Origin of the sequence: Iodobacter sp. CM08 (assembly GCF_033446605.1) — a bacterium.
GTDB lineage: Bacteria > Pseudomonadota > Gammaproteobacteria > Burkholderiales > Chitinibacteraceae > Iodobacter.
Map to the genome: position 1 here is coordinate 21,880 of NZ_JAWQUO010000006.1, position 18,307 is coordinate 40,186.

An 18,307-nucleotide genomic window follows, 5' to 3' on the forward strand; every position below is an offset into this window, starting at 1 on the left:
ACCTATTTGCTAGATAGGTGCCCGCTTAAACCAAGCACTCCCATTTTTTTAAGGTAGCTTTGGGCTTTCGCTTCATCTTTCACTGGGCCAACTCTAACCCGTGTTAATGCGCCCTTTTCTGTGGTTACTTTTTCAGAATAGGCAGGCACACCTTCGGCCTTTAGCTTACTGACGACTTGCGCAGCCTTTTCGCCATCGGCATAAGCGCCAATTTGAATGTAGTACCGCTTATCAATCAGGGGTTTTTCAGCAAGGGCAACTTGCTTACTTGGCGTGGTATCCAGCCCTTCTAATATTTTTTGAGGATCAGGCAAAGCAATAGGCGTTGGTTTAGGCGTAGGAGGAGGTGTCATCACTACTTTTTTCTGATGATTAACCAATTTACCAGGCAAGACAGACTGTGTGCTACTGGCTACCCGATATTGCGGTGCTGGTGTAGGCGTTAATTCTTGAGGGGGGGGAGCAAGCTCTGGCTGCGGCGTTAAAACAACTGCCGCCTCCGTGGCCGCCATAGACGCCACTTCAGGAGCCGCCGTTACCGCAGGTTGTAGCAGAGCGGGTGAGCTAGAGATGATTTCTATGCTATTACTGCCAGCGATACTGCTTGGTGGCGTGCTATCAAGTGCAGTCCACAGCACAATCAGGGCAAACACCACTAAGGTAATGGCTCCTACTAAGCGGCGACGGGCACGTTTTTTAAGCTGCAACAAATCTTCGCTGGTGTTTCGGTTAAGCATATTCAGCGCTCACGCGTCGCCATAACTTCAGCAACTGTGTAAAAGGATCCAAAGGCGAGAATTCTATCACTTTCTGTAGCCAGCTTACAGGCCGCAGTGAAAGCAAATTCGACATTCTCATAAATATTTATCTGCGCTCGAGGAGTAAGGCTACTGACAATTTTAGCAAGTTGCTCTGGGCTAGCCGCTCGTGGCAATTGCGGTGCAGCTAAGTGCCAAACATCAATACGATCTGCCAACAAGGCCACAACTCCAGCAATATCCTTATCTGCCATCATGCCCATCACGGCATGGGTAACTGGATAAAAGCCCATGCTATCTAAATTAGCCCGTAAGACTTTAGCCGCGTGCGGATTATGCCCTACATCAAGCACCACCGCAGGCCGCCCTGGTAATACTTGAAAACGGGCCGCCAACTCAACCTCAAGCAAGCCGCGCTTTATATCACCAATTCCAATAGGCAGTACATCTTTTACCGCATCCAGCAGAGCCAGCACAACCGCAGCATTACCTAATTGATACTGCCCACGCAGTGCGGGAAACGGCAGCGCATGGCGGCGTACACCGTTTTTATTCCACCACGTCCACTGCTGACCTTCTGCTTGCTTTTCAAAACCAAAATCTTGCCCAATAAGCTGCAAGTCTGCACCAATACGTTTTGCCTCATTAATCAAGCTTTGAGGAGGCTCAGGATCAGCACAAATTGCAATTTTATTGGCTCGATAAATACCCGCTTTTTCAAAACCAATAGCCTCGCGCGTGTCACCCAAATAGGACTGATGATCTAGGCCGACATTTACGACTGCCGAAGCCGTTGGCTCAAAAACATTGACCGCATCTAAGCGCCCACCCAAACCTACTTCTAACACCGCCACGTCCACGCCTGCAGCCATAAACTGCTGCATTGCGGCAAGGGTGCCAAACTCAAAATAGGTCAGCGATATTTCACCACGTGCCGCTTCAATCGCTTGAAAGCTGGCCACGATATCGGTGTCGCTTGCTGGCTGCAGATTAATGGCAACGCGCTCGTGATAATGCAATAAATGCGGCGAGGTATAAGTACCTACTTTGTATCCAGCAGCATGTAAAACACTCGATAACATCGTGCAAACCGAGCCTTTACCATTGGTCCCCCCTACTAATAACACGGGAAAATCAGGCTTTAAGCCCATAGCATCACGCACGCTGGCAACACGTGTTAGCCCCATATCAATGGCGCTGGGGTGAAGCTGCTCTAAATAGGAAAGCCACGCATCAAGGGAGGAGGAATCAAACGGTGTAGGCATCAGTTCAGAGCTGGCTGTTTAGAAAGAAGCGTCATTAATAGCGCTAGTTTCTGACGCATTTCACGGCGATCAACGATCATATCAATCGCACCTTTTTGCAAAAGGAATTCTGAGCGCTGAAAACCCTCAGGCAATGTTTCACGCACGGTTTGCTCGATCACTCGTGGGCCCGCAAAACCAATTAAGGCACCAGGCTCGGCCATGACCACATCACCCAAAAAAGCGAAAGAAGCCGAAACCCCACCCATAGTTGGATCAGTCAAGATAGAAATAAAGGGTAATTTTTTATCCGCTAACTTGGTTAAAATCGCACAAGTTTTAGTCATTTGCATTAAGGAGTTCAAGCCTTCCTGCATACGCGCACCACCAGAAGCGGATACGCAAATAAACGGTACGTTATTTTCAATGGCCGCCCGGACACCGCGCACAAAGCGCTCCCCCACTACCGAGCCCATTGATCCACCAATAAACTTAAACTCAAACGCAGCGATCACCACTGGCACAGTCAAAATAGCGCCCTGCATGACAACCATTGCATCGTCTTCGCCCGTATCGGCTTGTGCGGCGTGGAGACGATCGATGTATTTTTTACTATCTTTAAACTTAAGAACATCGACTGGCTTAACTTCAGCGCCAATCTCAAAACGCCCCTCTTGATCGAGCAGTAAATCCAAGCGGCGACGCGCAAATACCGCGTTGTGGTAATCACACTTTGGACATACTTCTAAATTATTTTCTAAATCAGTGCGGTATAAAACCGCGCTGCAAGCAGGGCATTTATGCCATAAACCCTCAGGCACACCTGACTTGGACACCGTAGTGCGAATCTTAATCTTCGGCGGAAGCAGTTTTTGCAGCCAGCTCATTGTTATTTCTCCATCCTTGCAACTAAAGATGGCACGGCATGCCGTGCCCCTACTTAGCGTGCAGTATCCATCGCGGCACGAATGCCGGTTAGAAAATCAGTTAATCGATCTGCCAAGCCGTCTTCCCCAGCTTCAGCTTCTTTTACTAAACGTGAGCCAATCACCACCGCATCGGCCACGCGAGCCACCGCTTTTGCGGTAGCTGCATCACTAATCCCAAAACCAACCCCAATAGGAATGGTGAGATACTGTTTTAATACATTCAGTTTTTCTGTGACGTCGCTAATATCTAAGTTAGCTGAACCGGTCACGCCCTTCAGCGAAACATAGTACACATAGCCTGCGGCCATCTCGGCAACGACTTTGATCCGCGCAACTTTTGTAGTTGGCGCAAGTAAGAAAATGGGATCAATCCCGTGTTGCTTGAGGATATCCACACGCTCTTTGGCTTCTTCAGGCGGTAAATCAACGGTTAATACCCCGTCCACCCCTGCCAATACCGCAGCCTTAGAAAACGCCTCATAACCCATCGCTTCCATTGGATTGGCGTAGCCCATAAGCACAACCGGTGTTTCAGTATTGCTTTGGCGAAACTCGGCCACCATACCTAATACTTGGCGTAAAGATACACCATGCAATAGCGCACGCTCTGAAGCACGCTGAATCACAGGGCCATCGGCCATAGGATCAGAAAACGGCACGCCCAGCTCAAGAATATCAGCACCACCAGCCACTAAGGCATGCATCACATCCACCGTGATACGGGGATGCGGATCACCCGCAGTCACAAAAGGGATCAAGGCTTGACGATTTTGGCCTTGCAAACGCGCGAATGTAGCTTGAATTCGGGACATATATCAGCATTCCACAAAGAATTATTAAAATCTAAAACATCTGTAGCTACAGAAAACAACGGGCACATAAATTAACGCAAGAAACCCCAAAACTTAGCTTAAAACTAACAATCAGTATGTTTCTTTTTATGTGTTCTCAACCCCCTTTTGTGGCTACAGATTTTTGTATTTTTTCAATGCGCGATTAGAGCTCGATCCCCGTTAAGCGCGCCAAAGTAGGAATATCTTTATCCCCTCGGCCCGACAAGTTCACCAGAATCACCTGATCTTTAGACATTGTTTTTGCCATTTTTGCCGCGTGTGCCAATGCATGACTGGACTCAAGGGCCGGAATGATACCCTCAAAATGACAAAGATCGTGAAAAGCTGCAATCGCTTCATCATCATTAATGGCCACGTACTCTGCACGGCCAATATCTTTTAGGTAACTATGCTCTGGCCCAACCCCAGGATAATCAAGGCCCGCAGACACCGAATGGGTATCGCTGATCTGGCCGTTTTCATCTTGCATTAAGAAGGTGCGATTGCCATGCAATACGCCTACCTTGGCATTGGTAGTAAGCGGCGCCGCGTGGCGGCCGGTATCAATACCATCCCCGCCCGCCTCAACCCCAATCAAGCGCACCGATAGATCATCTACATAAGGGTAGAAAATGCCGATTGCATTCGAGCCACCACCCACACAGGCCACCACGGCATCGGGCTGACGACCTATCATTTCTGGCATTTGCACCTTGCATTCATCACCAATCACCCGCTGAAAATCACGCACTAGCTGTGGATACGGATGTGGCCCAGCGCACGTACCGATGATGTAATAGGTAGAATCTACATTGGTCACCCAATCACGCATCGCTTCATTCATCGCGTCTTTCAGCGTTTTTGTGCCTGACTCCACCGGCACTACGGTTGCACCTAGTAACTTCATGCGGTAGACATTAGGTGCTTGACGTTTTACGTCTTCAGCGCCCATATACACGATACATTCCAAGCCATAACGCGCAGCCACAGTGGCCGAGGCCACGCCGTGCTGGCCCGCGCCGGTTTCAGCAATAACGCGTTTTTTACCCATGCGACGCGCTAACAGCGCTTGGCCTATGGTGTTGTTTACCTTATGTGCGCCGGTATGGTTTAAATCTTCGCGCTTTAAATAAATTTGTGCGCCGCCAAGTAGCTCTGACCAGCGTTTAGCATGGTAGATCGGGCTGGGGCGGCCAACGTAATGCTTTAGCTCGCTGTGATACTCAGCCACGAAATCTGGATCTTGCAGGGCTTTTTCGTACTCAATACGAAGCTCATCCAACGCAGGGATCAAAGTTTCGGCTACAAAAATACCACCAAACTGGCCAAAATGGCCTTGGGAGTCAGGCTGCTGATAGGTTTCCTGCTGGGGTTTCTGTCCGTGAGCTGTCTCAGTCATGCGCATTTCTCTCCGCTTGATTAATAAACGCAGCAATTTTTGCTGCATCTTTGATTCCCTTACTGCTTTCTACGCCGCTGGATACATCAACGGCCCAAGGTTTAACCTTACAAATTGCTGCATAAACATTATCTGGATGTAAACCCCCCGATAAAATCAAGGGCAGCGGCAGCGACTTAGGGAGCAGATCCCAATCAAACGCCTCGCCAGTTCCGCCTGGCACGCCTTCAACAAAAGCATCGACTAAAATACCCTTACAAAGCCCATCCACGTAGCGCTGTGCGTATTCTACCAAATTTATATCAGGTCTTACCCTAAGCGCCTTTAAATAAGGTCGGCCAAACTGCCGACAGTACTCAGGCGTCTCATCGCCGTGAAACTGCAGTAGGTCTAAAGGCACCTTATTCAGTACGCCACACACAAAGCTCACATCGGCATCAACAAACAGCCCTACGCTACTTACAAAGGCAGGCAAGGCGGCCACAATCTGCATTGCGGCGTCGATTTCCACATGCCGAGGGCTAGGTGGGTAAAACACAAGACCAATAGCATCGGCCCCTAGCTCCGCCGTACGCAGCGCCATATCTGCATCCCGCAAACCGCAAACTTTGATACGTGTTTTCATTGGCAACACCTTAAATCAAACCATGCCGTGATTCTGGCTCACTCGCCAGCGCATATTCAGGGGGATAGCTTACACCAGCTAGGTAGAGCCCGTCTGGCATAAAGGTGGGGGGCGCGGACGTTCTGTCTTTGGCTAGGATTAATTCGGCCATCCACTCGGGTTTATCGTTACCTTTCCCAATATGTAGTAAGGCTCCAATAATATTTCTTACCATATGATGCAAGAAAGCATCGGCAGAGAAATCACAAATAATGAGATTACCTTCTTTTTGGATACTCGCCCGCGTCATGGTTTTGACCGGAGATTTAGCTTGACATTCCGCCGCCCTAAAACTTGTAAAATCATGTTGCCCAAGCAAATACGCCATCCCTGCCTGCATCGCCTCAAAATCTAAATCATAAAACGCCCACCCCATTCGCCCTGACCAGAGTGCTGGGCGCACCGGATGATTGAGTAATAAATAGCGATAATGTCGAGCAAACGCCGAGAACCGCGCATGAAAGTCATCCGAGACGGGCTTGGCCCACAATACAGCCACCGAATCAGGCAAAAAACTATTCACCCCCCTCACCCATGCGGTAAGCGGCCGATTGACCTGTGTTTCAAAGTGAACAATTTGCCTTGCGCCATGCACACCCGCATCCGTACGGCCAGCAGCGTGTACGCGAATGGTCTCGCCCGCCATTTGACTCAGCGCCAGCTCTAAAGCCGCTTGCACAGTCGGCAGATCTTTTTGGACTTGCCAGCCATAAAAGGCACGGCCATCGTATTCCACTGCGAGTGCGTATTTCATTAACATCGTCATCTAAAAAGAAGTCATCTACAAAAAAGCACCTAGCGCAGCATCAACAAGGTGCTCAGCGCCGCCATGCACAAGACAATAAGCAGCAGCAAATCAAAAAAAGACAGCGACTCTACCAGAATAGAGACTTCCTGCAACTCGCAAGGCTGCTCTGCAACCGCCAATCGCTGCGCAAATGTGCGCCACGCTAGCGGCTCTGGCTGTGATAAAAATTCGGCAGAGAAACGCATGGTTAAGCTAAGGCGCAAAGCCCAGCGTTGCCGATTTAGCCCCACATAGGCAAATGGGCGCAATAAAGCATACAACCCAGAAAAAATCTGCGCCGAGCTTAATCGCCACAGCAATAGCTGCAAAGCCGCTAGCACCCCCATTAAGCGCACCGCTTGCAGAGCACCAAAAGCCAAGCCTTCTATCGTGGGAGACCAAGGGCTTGGCCAAAGATACTGCCCCGGCGTAGCCCAGCCATATACCAGTGCAATGGCTAATAATAAATAGCGGCAGCGCCTCAAAGTTAAGCGGCAGCGATTAGCGCAGCAGCTTAGAGCAAGCAAAACACATAACGCAGAAAAGACAATGAGTGGGGTACCCTGCAAAATTTGCAAGATACACGCCACCCAAAGCCAAACTACAATTTGATTTGCAGAATGTACTCTAATCAAAGATTACCTAATAAAGCTTGCGCCTGTTTCTGCTGATCGGGGTTACCTTCACCAATGGCCTCTTGCAAGATTTCTCTTGCGCCTTCGACATCGCCCATATCCACATATGCTTTTGCCAAATCTATTTTAGTTTGCACGGGATCATCCCCAGCAAATTCTAAATTTGATTCTGCAGGCGAGAAAGCGGAAGCCGAGTCAAAGTCCAAACCTAAGTCGCCCAAATCAATGGACTCCTCAGCAGGCAAATTAGGCGCGGTGATTTCAAGCGGTGTATCGAGAGAAAAATCAAAATCCAAACCTAAACCATCATCAGCGCTGATCGCCTCCAAGACCTCTTCGGCCCCATCATTAGACGGTGTTGGCGCAGTATCAAGCAAGCCATCAAAAGCAGGTAACTCACCCATGGCTGGCGACTCATCCAAATCCAAATCAGGCAAAGATGCTGTGATATCTACGGCCGCTTCTGGCATGGCATCAAGATCAAAATTTAAATCGAAGGGATCATCAGCAATTGGCTCCGCCGGAGCCAAAACTTCGGCCGGTGCTTTAGCGGTCATTGCAGCAAAATCAACAGGCAAATCCAGATCCAGCATTACATTGTCGCTAGGGGCATCTACTGGCTTTGCGGCTTTTTCTGGCGCCAAGAAGTTGTCCAAACCAAAATCAAGGCTGGCCAAATCATCCAAAACAGGATTTACGGGCGCAGCAGCTGCTACATTTGGCTGCAACTCAGGCAAAGACAAATCAAACTCAGCGATCGCATTAGACTTAGGGCTAACGACATGTTCAGCCGCTGGCGGTACAACATCCAGCTCACTAGGATCAAAATCAAGCGATAGATCTAGATCATTTAAACTAGCTTGATGATCCACACTTGGTGCAGCGGCAGCTTCCACGCCCATCATTGCATCAAAATCACTGACGCTACTCGCAGGTGGCGGCTCTGGAAGCTCATCAAGCGGCAAGTCAAACTCATCAGCTGGCATGGACATATTGTCAAACACGCTAGCGGCCGTGGTCGATGCAAAGGCCGTGTTCACTGGAGCTTGGGTATACAGCGGGTTGTCTGGATCAATTTCACGGCCTTGATACGCCGCCTGTTCCCAATGCGCCCCCTTACCGGAAGTCATAGTAAAGAGGTCTGCTGCCAACTCTTCAAAGGACGTTTTGTCTTTTTTTGCCGCCAATATTTCCAGCAGCTTCAGGCGAATTTCGTGACGATTTGGATCTTTTACCAGGGCGTCACGCAAAATCTCCTCGGCCTGTTCATTCCGATCGTAAGCCATATACACTTCGGCTTCAGCAATTGGATCGACTTCATCCGTATCAATCGTACCTAAGCCTTGACGGCTAAAATCGGTAAGAAAGGAGTTTTCTGTTGGCTGGGTACTAATGACTGCACCACCGGTATTGCCAAGCAGCGTATTAGATTTTAAATCTCCCCCCGTCAACACGCTATCCGCAAATGCGCTACCTTGCTTGCGTCGCCGCGTCCACGCAAAGCCAGCGCCACCCAATAGAATTGCGGCCAAGCCGCCACCTAGTGGTAATAAATTATCCATCACAGCATCTACAATGCCAGGCTCAGCAATAGGCTCTGGAGCGGGCACAGGACGACGTATTTTCTTTGGCGGGCTAACGCTCGATGCGGCACTGGCCGTATCTGGCACAATTGCAGGAACATCGCTGGCCACCAACGGCACCGTTGTCGCTACAGGCGTCGGCAGCGGCGTTGCAACGGGCTGAGGGCTGGCCTCAGAAGCGACGACAGGGTTTGGCTTGTTAACGCCTTGCAACTCAGCCCCTGTTCGGCTTTTCAGCGCCAGTAGTTTTTCCATGTCATGGATGTTTTTTTGCAACTCGGACACGCGTTGGTTTGACTCATCCAAACCTTTTTGCCTTGCCGTCACTTCTTCTTCCAAGGCACGAATACGGCCTTGTGCAGTGGCATCACCCTTCGCTTTACCTGGAGATTCACCCTTAGACAGCTTCAAAACATCTTGATTAGCGCTACCCGGCAAGGCTTTTTCTTCAACCTTTGGGGTGATTTTCCCAGCATTAACCGGCTCATTACCCGCTACTGCTTGGCGCTTTTGCACCGCTTCAGCAACTTTATTGCGATAGGCCTGCCAATCTTTCGATTGCAAGCGGACTTCTTGGGCCGCCTCTTTAGCCGGCGTCACTTGTAAAGCTTCTTTACCCGGCACATTTAAAATGCGGCCACGGCGTAAGCGATTCATATTGCCATCAAAAGCATCTGGATTTTGGCGATAAAGCCCCACCAGCATTTGCTCTAACGAAATACCTTCCGCTTGCGTTTGGCGAGCAACGGCAGACAGGGTATCCCCTGCCTTCACCTTATATTGTTGATCGGTTGATTTATCTGCAGCCGCCGCAACGTCTGCAGACTTGGCTTCTGATTTTCTAGCTGCCGATTTAATAGCACCTGTACGGCGTGTACCAGGCAACACGGATGGCGAAAACGACTCTCTTGACGAGTTTCCCGCCGTAGCAGATGGCGTATAGCCCAGTGGATCAATCAAAGCGGTGTATTCACGCTGGATTTTTCCGTCTGCCCATTTCAGATCAATCACTAAGTCCAAAAATGGCTCTGAAATAGACTGCGTAGAGGACACCAAGACATAGTGCTGGCCATTAGCGCGCTTATCAACCGCAAACCGCAAACCCATCGAAGCCGAAGGGTAAGGGACTTGCGCTTGCGCAAAAGCCTCCGGAGCGGCTAGACGAGCAACTAAGCCCTCTGCCTCACCCGGCTGCACGGAAACTAAATCAATTTCAGCACGAAAAGGCTGACCAAGCCCAGACAATACATTTAGCCTACCTAATCCAACTGCACCCGCAGACAAGGGTACAGCCAGCATAATAGCAAGGACACAAGCCTTGAGTTTCGGTTTGATCGGCACAATTCCCCCAACACTTCACTTTGTTTTTTAACCAAGGTATTAAACCTCAGCGCTTATTGCTTTCTTGATAAACATAACATTTGCGCCAAGCGTGGCGCAAGCCGCACACCTAATTTGTATACCGCATACATGTTAAAACTTGATTTTAGAATAAGACAAAATAATACGTAAAGCGCTCATTCCTACAACTTAAATAACGAAACACAGCCCTAACAATCTAAAAAAACAGAAGCACAAAACGAAGCCACTCCCTTTCCTTATATATGCAAGACACTCAAACCATATAGCAAATATTAAGCATTAATCCAATCTATATCTACAAAAATCAAACAAGCAATGCTAGCCAAGCAAGGTACCGCCACCCACAAAAACCCAGAGCAAGATGCGGAAATCGATTCAGGATACATAGAATAAATCCAATCCCAACAAACACATACAACATATTTAACGCGCAGATACGGCTCAAGGCTTACATCCTAACCGCCCAATTAACTCAACAAATCAATGCAAAATATAATCGCAAAAAATGCAACGAAAAACAAGATTTGTACCCATACCTAACAATAGTTTTCACACAAACCAGATGAATTATAGAACACATCGCCCCCTGTTCTGAGGAAATCGGCGGCTACCTTTTTATCAAACCACCGATAAAACCATTCCACTTTGACCCTTTATAAAATGACATGTGCAAATTGAAAGGGGTGGGTTTTAATTTAGGGTTTTCCTCCTATTTAGCAAAAACATAAAGTCAATTTTATTTGTGAACATTGCTTCAATTTTTAAATAAATCACCGTAAAAATCACTAAGTATTTTTGCTTAGTAGGCACGCGTTTAATCAAAAAAATAAACCAAAAAAATAAAACAAAAACAAGCCAAACATCTATCCTATTCACCGGTCAAATAGATATCAAAAAGCCACCAAATAACCATGGCTACCTTCTCAAGCCCTTACTGAAAACAAAAATCCACCTCAGGCTTCTTGCCTGAAATAAGCTCAGCAATGGCCAATGCGGAGCCACAGCATTCTGTCCAACCTAAAGTGCCATGCCCCGTGTTCAACCAAAGGCTTGGATACTGGGTACGGCCGATATACGGAAGATTACCTGGCGTTGCTGGCCGCAGCCCGGTCCAAAACTCAGCCGCAGCATAGTCTGCACCGTTGGGGAAAATATCTTTCACACGATCAACAATCGCCTTACAACGTACTGCATTTAAATCCAAGTTATAGCCATCAAACTCTGCCGTACCCGCCACGCGCAAATAATCGCCAAGCCGCGAGAACACCAATTTATGGCCATCATCGGTCAGGCTTACTGTAGGTGCGCAATGCTCAGCCCGCACAGGAATCGTGGCGGAATATCCCTTTGCAGGATAGATATCTAAATGAATACCCAAGGGGCGCAGATGCAGCGGGCTATAGCTCCCCAAGCTCACCACAAAAGCATCGGCAGCGAGGGATTCCAGCCCCCGATCACCCAGCACCCGCACCGCTTGCACATCACCTGCTGCGCACTCAAAGCCCGCTATCTCGCAATCGTAACGAAACTTCACTCCCGCCAGCTCACAACGCAGCGCCAATTCATTGGTAAATACCCGTGCATCTCCTGATTCATCGCTAGCCGTATATGTGCCGCCAATGATAGGCCGCATAGAATCACGCAAAGCAGGCTCAATCAATAAACATTCCGCCGCTGACTTAACTTGCCGATCTAATCCTAACTCCCCCATTAATTTTGCCGCTGGAATAGCCGCTTCAAACTCTGACAACTCGGTGTAGTAATGCAAAATACCTTCCGTGCGCTGATGGTATTCAATCCCCGTTGCCGCGCGCAAAGTTTGCAAGGTATCGCGGCTATACAAACCTAATCGCACTAGGTTTTGTAGGTTGTAGCGTGCGCGCTCCTTGGTGCACTGTTGTAAAAAGCGCAAACCCCAGCGCCATTGATGCCAATCCAGCTTAAAACGAAATAACAGCGGTGCGTCTTCTTCCCCCAGCCATTGCAATGCTTTCCAAGGCGCTTTGGGATTGGCCCAAGGCTCAGCGTGGCAAACTGAAATTTGCCCGCCATTGGCGTAACTGGTTTCCCTTGCGGCCTCGGGAGCCCGCTCAATCACCGTGACCTCATGCCCTGCCTGAGTTAAGAACCACGCGGAGGTTATCCCAATCACGCCAGCGCCTAATACAATGACTTTCATTTTTATCTCCCTCATCGAATGACTATTGATATTTTTTTGCGACGTGGATTCCCAAATCCAGCTTTAGATATCAATAGCAACTCAATCAATCAGCGCGCTTATCCTGCGATCAATCCATTGTTTTTTCTTTATGCCGCCCGCAAGGCGATTCATAATACGGCATTCAGAATCATGAAAAGCACATCGGTTTAACTAGAAAGACAAGACTTGATCTAAACTAACATCTCAAACTCCCCCACTCTCTAAAGCCAAGCCCCACCACGCTATGAATCTGTCGCTTAGAACTTCTATTATTTTTGCCACGCTTTTAGGTTTACTCCTCCCCTCAGGCGTAAATGGCTATATCAGCCTGACCCGTCAGCTAGATAATGCCCAGCGACAAATCAATAATGATCACCAGCGGATTGCCGATATCCTAGTACTAGGTATGCAAGAGCCGTTATGGAACCTATCGCCAGACGCAGGCAAGCCACTCTTGGATTCGGTTGTGAGCGACGAGCGCATTGTGCGTATTACGGTCAATGATTCAACGCTTGGTTTGTTTTTAGAAGCCAATAAACCAGAGCGCCGCCGAGGCCATTTGCACTCACTCACCCGAGTCGTCAGCAAGCAAGGCAGCAATATCGGCACCATCACCATTGAATTAGACGATGGCAATGCCACCACACGCATTCGCAGCGAGCAACGCCTCTACCTTGCTGCGGTGCTTTTACAAATCGTTCTAAGCTTAGGGCTGATTCTTTTACTGCTTGAATCGCGCATTATCCGCCCATTAGCCGAGCTATCTAGGCAAGCCATTAAACTAGCTCGCCGTGAGCTAGATGAAGCCTTTACTTGGCATCGCAGCGATGAAATTGGCACGCTTGGGCAAAACTTAGATACCACGCGCCGGTCTTTATCTGAACTTATTTTGACCCTTGAGCAAAAAAACCTACAACTTGAAACGGATTTACTTGGCCGCCGGCAAATTGAATTAGCCCTACGTACCAGCCAAGATCGCTATCGGCGTTTAGTGGAATCCACCCGCATCATTCCTTGGGATGCCAACCCTGATGAATGGCGCTTTACTTATGTTGGCCCGCAGGCAGAAGAATTACTCGGCTACCCGCTTGCACAGTGGTATCACGAAGGTTTTCTTTCTAGCTATTTGCACCCCGATGACAGGCACCATGCATATCGCCTGTTTAGCGAAACCAGTAAGGAAGGCATTTCTGAGTTTGAATGCCGCTTCCAGAGCAGCGAAGGCAAAGAAATTTGGGTGCTCCTTACAGCATCCAACCAATGCGATGCCAATAACAAGCGCACCTTACAAGGCTTTATTATTGATATCAGCGTACGCAAGCAAGCCGAGCTGGATATGGAGCACTACCGCAATCACCTAGAAGAAGTCGTCGAAGCCCGCACCCGTGCGCTCGCCTCGGCTAATCACGAGTTAGAAGCGTTCTCCTACTCGGTATCGCACGATTTGCGGATTCCACTTCGCACCATCGAAGGCTTTAGCCAAGTATTGCTTGAAGACTATATTGGCTCGCTCGACATTAACGCACGTAATTACTTAGCCCGCATCCGTAGCACGACGCACAATATGGCCAGCTTGATTGATGATCTACTCAACTTATCCAAGCTCACCCGCATTGAAGTGCGCAGCCAGCCCATCAATATCAGCGCCTTGAGCGCAGAAATCATCGATGAATTCCGCAGCCTTCAGCCACAGCGCCAAATTGAAGTACGCATTGAAGAGCACCTACAAGCCAATGCCGATCCTAAACTGATCTTGATCGCCTTGCGGCACCTGCTCGACAATGCATGGAAATTTACCGAACAAACAGAACACGCCAAGATCAGCATCGGCGCCAATCAAGTCAACGGGCAAACTGTTTTCCATGTTCAAGACAATGGTTGCGGTTTTGATATGGCACACGCTAATAAGATATTTTCGCCGTTTCAGCGTCTGCACTCCCAAAGCGAGCTCACCGGCAACGGCATCGGCCTTGCCATCGTGCAACGCATTATTCATCGCCATGATGGCCGCATTTGGGCCAAATCACAGGCAGGCAGCAATACCTTCTTTTACTTCACTCTGCCTAATAAATCGCAGCTCAATAATCACCTACTCAACTAATTGTGAGTAAACCCCTTTTCATTTACAGAACGATTGTTCTATAATCAACCTACTTTCACATAGCGCTCGGGACACACACATGGACGACAACAAGAGCAAGGCACTCGCCGCGGCACTCGCGCAAATCGAACGTCAGTTCGGTAAAGGCGCCATCATGAAAATGGGCGAGAACCAAATCCAAAATGATCTACAAGTAGTATCAACCGGATCATTAGGCTTGGATCTAGGCCTTGGCGTTGGCGGCTTACCTCGCGGGCGTGTTGTAGAAATCTTTGGACCAGAATCATCGGGTAAAACCACACTTTGCTTGCACGTTGTAGCTGAAGTACAAAAACTAGGCGGTGTTGCCGCTTATATCGACGCTGAAAACGCACTTGATCCCGTCTACGCCAGCAAGCTGGGTGTAAATGTATCTGAGATGTTGATTTCCCAGCCAGACACTGGCGAGCAAGGCTTAGAAATTGCCGATATGCTAGTTCGCTCCGGCGGCGTAGATATTATTGTGGTTGACTCCGTGGCCGCCCTCACTCCTAAGGCAGAAATTGAAGGAGAAATGGGTGATGTACACGTTGGCCTGCAAGCACGTTTAATGAGCCAAGCCCTACGTAAGCTCACCGGCAATATCAAACGCACTAACACACTGGTGATCTTTATTAACCAGCTGCGTATGAAGATCGGCAATATGATGCCAGGGCAAAGCCCTGAAACCACCACTGGTGGTAATGCACTGAAGTTTTACGCCTCAGTACGCCTTGATATCCGCCGTATCGGCGCGGTTAAGAAAGGTGATGAAATTATCGGCAATCAAACCAAGGTTAAAATCGCAAAAAACAAAGTGGCGCCCCCTTTCCGCATCGTGACCTTTGATATTCTTTACGGCGAAGGCATTAGCCATGAAGGCGAAATTATCGAGCACGGCGTAACGCATAAAATCGTTGAAAAGTCAGGCGCTTGGTATAGCTACAACGGCAATAAAATTGGCCAAGGGATAGAAAACTCCCGCCAATACCTGAAAGACAATCCAGAAATTGCTGCTGAAATCGAGCAAAAAATCCGCGCTAAACTTGGCGCAGGTGGCTTACTACCGATTGATCCAGCGGCATTGTTAGATGATCCCAAAGAAGAATCTGACGAATAAGTATGAGTTCAGTATTGCGCAATAAAGCCTTGCAACACCTTGCGCGCCGCGATCATGCGCGCGGGGAGTTGCGGCAAAAATTACTGCCTTTTAGTGAAGACCCAAGCGAAGTGGATGCCGTCTTAGATGATTTTGTGGAGCGAGGTTGGCTATCTGATACTCGCTTTGCAGAGCAATGGGTTTTCTACCGCTCTGCACGCTACGGCCCACAGCGCCTACGCGCAGAATTACAGCAAAAAGGCGTGGCAAGCGACATTATCTCTGCAGTGATGGAAGAGCATGGCGACGATGAGCTAGCGCAAGCTCGCGCGCTTTGGCGTAAAAAATTTGATAGCCCCCCCCAAGACATCAAAGAAAAAAACAAACAACTGCGCTTTTTAATCAGCCGTGGTTTTTCTGTATCGGTGATTTATAAAGTGGTTGGCGGCGCTGAAGATGATGATTTTTAATCGCTAAAATTGCTATATACACCAATTGAATTTTAATACGTCACGTCCACAAAAAACGCCAAGCATACACAAACCAAGGCAATACCTAGGGAGACCTCTGATTAAATCATCATCCTCGAATCTGTCTATCGGGAATCCAGCGTAAATCCTAGATTCTCGCCTGCGCGGGAATGACGAAAGTGAATAAATCAGAGTTCCCCTAGGCTCTGTCTGGCCGCGTTTTTTATTAAGACGATGAGGATTGCTTGTACTAATAGAGATTATTTTTGTGTGTTATGTCATCAAACTAACAAAACGTGCTCGCAATCAGCCAATATATTTATAATTTGTGATTTTCGCCTATTTCGTAGGCGGCGTATTTTTTGATCATGCGGCTAAATACCCCTTCAACACTCAAAATATTAGACGCCCAAGCGCCGCTGGATCAGCTTATGCTGGGCATAGGGATAAAGCCGCATTACTTTAACCACATATTGCTGCGTTTCGGGATAAGGCGGCACACCGTGATAACGGTCAACGGCCTTCTCTCCTGCGTTATAGCTAGCAGCCACCAACTTCACATTGCCCTGATAGCGATCTAATAGCCAGCGCAAATAGCGCACGCCGCCTTTAATATTTTGAGTAGCATTAAAGGCATCCCGCACATTAAAGCGCTCGGCAGTTTCAGGGATCAGCTGCATCACTCCCTGTGCAGATTTTAAAGACAAAGCTTGCGGGTTAAGTTGTGATTCCACCCTTGCAATGCTCAAGGCAAAGTTTGGATCTACATCATGCCATAAGGCAATTTGCCGCACGATGCGGGCAATTTTTTGCTGATTAGCATTCAGTGCCGGCAATGTAGGTGGGGTCACTTCTGGCATTCTTTCTGGCTTTACATCGGCCAAAATACAAGGTGGCAATTGGCTAGCGCCTAAGCGTATGGTTTCTAACATCGCCTGCGCCCGCACATGCCCCTGCCCAGCGGCACTAGAAAACAAGGTGGCCGCCATTTTTCTATTTTCTGGCACGCCCTCGCCAAATGCATAGAGCATCCCCAGCCGGTACTGTGCTTCGGTAGAGCCGTTTCTGGCTGCAGCACAATATAAGGCAGCGGCCTCCCATGCATCCAGAGACTCTAATTTAGCTGCCGCAGCCAAGCTATCGACCAACACAGGGGCCTCGCCCATATTTGGGACAGGTGCTAACGCCACAACGGTACTAAAAACCAGAGTAAATATCATGATCGTCCCCGATAGCCAAGCAAGTTGCTTACAGCTTATTCCTATGCCAGAAAACAACGAGCACAAGCAGACCAGAGGATTAAATCAAGCGACCAGCCGCCTTCACTATGTCATCGGCCTTGAACGCATAAAATCCAGCAAAATCCTGACCTTCGCCGGTAAATAGCGTGCGCTCGGATAAACAGCGTAAATGCCGCCAGCTGATAGTGCCCACTCGGGCAGCACATGCACTAAACGGCCTAAGGCCAAATCATCTGCCACCATAAAATCAGGTAAAACGGACACTCCCGCCCCATTTCTTACTAAGGCCAATACCGATGAAGGCGCGCTGGCGCGCATCACCGAGCGCATCCTCACCGTGCACGTTTCCCCCGCTTGGTTAAACCTCCATGTCAGTGGCGCATGCAGCCTTGTCATCGTCACCCAAGGCAGCTGAGCTAAATCTTGTGGATGTGAGGGCGGAACAAACTGCGCCAAGCATGCGGGAGCAGCTACGACACATTCCGCAAATTGCGCCAGCTTAATGGCATGCAGGGCCGAATCTTGTAAACGCCCTAGGCGAAAGGCAATATCAATGCGCTCGGCCAATAAATCCAGCACTTCATCGGTTGCTAGCAATTCAATTTCTAGCTGTGGATGCAAAGCGGCGAACTCGGCCAGCAAGGGCGCCAGCACTGCCCCAGCGTAATCCACCGGCACGGTAATTCGTAATAGCCCCGATGCCTTAACCAGCCCCAACCGGTCTACAGCCTCATGTGCCGCTTGCAATAATGGTGAGATATCCCCATACAGCTGCTCACCCACCTCAGTGAGTAATACTTTACGGGTACTACGGGTAAACAGCGCTACGCCCAGCTGTGATTCAAGCTTGCTGATTTGCTGGCTCACTAAAGACTTTGCCATCCCAAGCCTATCCCCCGCGGCGGTAAAGCCACCCGATTCCACCACAGCCACAAAAGTACTGAGGCGATTTAAATCCAACATGGGCATTGTTCCGTTTTTGTA

General features: G+C 48.9%; 15 protein-coding genes. 3 read left to right on the plus strand and 12 right to left on the minus strand.

Annotation, left to right across the window (positions count from 1 at the left end):
* Nucleotides 1-2: 2 nt before the first annotated feature.
* The 10 genes from R6242_RS04510 to R6242_RS04555 all read right to left on the minus strand — a co-directional run bounded on the left by R6242_RS04510 (nt 3) and on the right by R6242_RS04555 (nt 12,430).
* On the minus strand, nt 3-737 hold the full coding sequence (locus R6242_RS04510) for an SPOR domain-containing protein (protein ID WP_318424308.1): 735 nt from the start codon (nt 735-737) through the stop codon (nt 3-5).
* Nucleotides 738-739: 2 nt separating this feature from the next.
* Complete coding sequence (folC, locus tag R6242_RS04515; RefSeq protein ID WP_318424311.1) at nt 740-2,023, minus strand: bifunctional tetrahydrofolate synthase/dihydrofolate synthase; 1,284 nt, start codon at nt 2,021-2,023, stop codon at nt 740-742.
* Nucleotides 2,023-2,889 carry an acetyl-CoA carboxylase, carboxyltransferase subunit beta gene (gene accD / locus R6242_RS04520; protein WP_293934863.1) on the minus strand — a complete coding sequence of 289 codons (867 nt, stop codon included), beginning with the start codon at nt 2,887-2,889 and terminating at the stop codon, nt 2,023-2,025. The genes folC and accD overlap by 1 nt, the downstream gene beginning before the upstream one ends.
* A gap of 53 nt (nt 2,890-2,942) precedes the next feature.
* Nucleotides 2,943-3,743, minus strand: a complete 801-nt coding sequence (gene trpA, locus R6242_RS04525) for a tryptophan synthase subunit alpha (RefSeq protein WP_293934861.1) — start codon at nt 3,741-3,743, stop codon at nt 2,943-2,945.
* Between the two features lie 184 nt (nt 3,744-3,927).
* Nucleotides 3,928-5,163 carry a tryptophan synthase subunit beta gene (gene trpB, locus R6242_RS04530; RefSeq protein WP_318424315.1) on the minus strand — a complete coding sequence of 412 codons (1,236 nt, stop codon included), beginning with the start codon at nt 5,161-5,163 and terminating at the stop codon, nt 3,928-3,930.
* Nucleotides 5,156-5,788, minus strand: a complete 633-nt coding sequence (locus R6242_RS04535) for a phosphoribosylanthranilate isomerase (RefSeq protein WP_318424319.1) — start codon at nt 5,786-5,788, stop codon at nt 5,156-5,158. Before R6242_RS04535 ends, trpB begins: the two co-directional genes overlap by 8 nt.
* Before the next feature lie 10 nt (nt 5,789-5,798).
* Nucleotides 5,799-6,581, minus strand: coding sequence for a tRNA pseudouridine(38-40) synthase TruA (truA, locus tag R6242_RS04540; protein ID WP_318424322.1), 783 nt, complete (start codon nt 6,579-6,581; stop codon nt 5,799-5,801).
* 41 nt (nt 6,582-6,622) lie between these two features.
* Nucleotides 6,623-7,192, minus strand: coding sequence for a hypothetical protein (locus tag R6242_RS04545; RefSeq protein ID WP_318424326.1), 570 nt, complete (start codon nt 7,190-7,192; stop codon nt 6,623-6,625).
* A 53-nt stretch (nt 7,193-7,245) separates the two neighbouring features.
* Complete coding sequence (locus R6242_RS04550; RefSeq protein WP_318424329.1) at nt 7,246-10,173, minus strand: FimV/HubP family polar landmark protein; 2,928 nt, start codon at nt 10,171-10,173, stop codon at nt 7,246-7,248.
* A 952-nt stretch (nt 10,174-11,125) separates the two neighbouring features.
* Nucleotides 11,126-12,430: a D-amino acid dehydrogenase gene (locus R6242_RS04555; protein WP_318424577.1), complete on the minus strand. Its 1,305-nt coding sequence runs from the start codon at nt 12,428-12,430 to the stop codon at nt 11,126-11,128.
* A 208-nt stretch (nt 12,431-12,638) separates the two neighbouring features.
* On the opposite strand from R6242_RS04555, the gene R6242_RS04560 reads away from it, so the two are divergent.
* The 3 genes from R6242_RS04560 to recX all read left to right on the plus strand — a co-directional run bounded on the left by R6242_RS04560 (nt 12,639) and on the right by recX (nt 16,082).
* The gene (locus R6242_RS04560; RefSeq protein ID WP_318424332.1) at nt 12,639-14,495 is read left to right on the plus strand and encodes an ATP-binding protein; all 1,857 of its coding nucleotides are present in this window, start codon (nt 12,639-12,641) and stop codon (nt 14,493-14,495) included.
* 79 nt (nt 14,496-14,574) lie between these two features.
* Nucleotides 14,575-15,633, plus strand: a complete 1,059-nt coding sequence (recA, locus tag R6242_RS04565) for a recombinase RecA (RefSeq protein WP_130107929.1) — start codon at nt 14,575-14,577, stop codon at nt 15,631-15,633.
* A 2-nt stretch (nt 15,634-15,635) separates the two neighbouring features.
* Nucleotides 15,636-16,082, plus strand: a complete 447-nt coding sequence (recX, locus tag R6242_RS04570; RefSeq protein WP_318424338.1) for a recombination regulator RecX — start codon at nt 15,636-15,638, stop codon at nt 16,080-16,082.
* Between the two features lie 401 nt (nt 16,083-16,483).
* On the opposite strand, the gene R6242_RS04575 is transcribed toward recX, so the two are convergent.
* Both R6242_RS04575 and R6242_RS04580 read right to left on the minus strand, forming a co-directional pair.
* Nucleotides 16,484-17,302, minus strand: coding sequence for a transglycosylase SLT domain-containing protein (locus tag R6242_RS04575; protein WP_318424341.1), 819 nt, complete (start codon nt 17,300-17,302; stop codon nt 16,484-16,486).
* Nucleotides 17,303-17,407: 105 nt separating this feature from the next.
* Nucleotides 17,408-18,286 carry a LysR family transcriptional regulator gene (locus tag R6242_RS04580; RefSeq protein ID WP_318424344.1) on the minus strand — a complete coding sequence of 293 codons (879 nt, stop codon included), beginning with the start codon at nt 18,284-18,286 and terminating at the stop codon, nt 17,408-17,410.
* Nucleotides 18,287-18,307: the final 21 nt, after the last annotated feature.

Bases quoted from the DNA above. Each gene is read 5' to 3' on its own strand.
- truA (WP_318424322.1), bottom strand. From the start codon at position 6,581: ATGAAATACGCACTCGCAGTGGAATACGATGGCCGTGCCTTTTATGGC.
- trpA (WP_293934861.1), bottom strand. From the start codon at position 3,743: ATGTCCCGAATTCAAGCTACATTCGCGCGTTTGCAAGGCCAAAATCGT.
- R6242_RS04510 (WP_318424308.1), bottom strand. From the start codon at position 737: ATGCTTAACCGAAACACCAGCGAAGATTTGTTGCAGCTTAAAAAACGT.
- accD (WP_293934863.1), bottom strand. From the start codon at position 2,889: ATGAGCTGGCTGCAAAAACTGCTTCCGCCGAAGATTAAGATTCGCACT.
- recA (WP_130107929.1), top strand. From the start codon at position 14,575: ATGGACGACAACAAGAGCAAGGCACTCGCCGCGGCACTCGCGCAAATC.
- R6242_RS04580 (WP_318424344.1), bottom strand. From the start codon at position 18,286: ATGTTGGATTTAAATCGCCTCAGTACTTTTGTGGCTGTGGTGGAATCG.
- R6242_RS04560 (WP_318424332.1), top strand. From the start codon at position 12,639: ATGAATCTGTCGCTTAGAACTTCTATTATTTTTGCCACGCTTTTAGGT.
- R6242_RS04575 (WP_318424341.1), bottom strand. From the start codon at position 17,302: ATGATATTTACTCTGGTTTTTAGTACCGTTGTGGCGTTAGCACCTGTC.
- folC (WP_318424311.1), bottom strand. From the start codon at position 2,023: ATGCCTACACCGTTTGATTCCTCCTCCCTTGATGCGTGGCTTTCCTAT.
- R6242_RS04535 (WP_318424319.1), bottom strand. From the start codon at position 5,788: ATGAAAACACGTATCAAAGTTTGCGGTTTGCGGGATGCAGATATGGCG.
- recX (WP_318424338.1), top strand. From the start codon at position 15,636: ATGAGTTCAGTATTGCGCAATAAAGCCTTGCAACACCTTGCGCGCCGC.
- trpB (WP_318424315.1), bottom strand. From the start codon at position 5,163: ATGACTGAGACAGCTCACGGACAGAAACCCCAGCAGGAAACCTATCAG.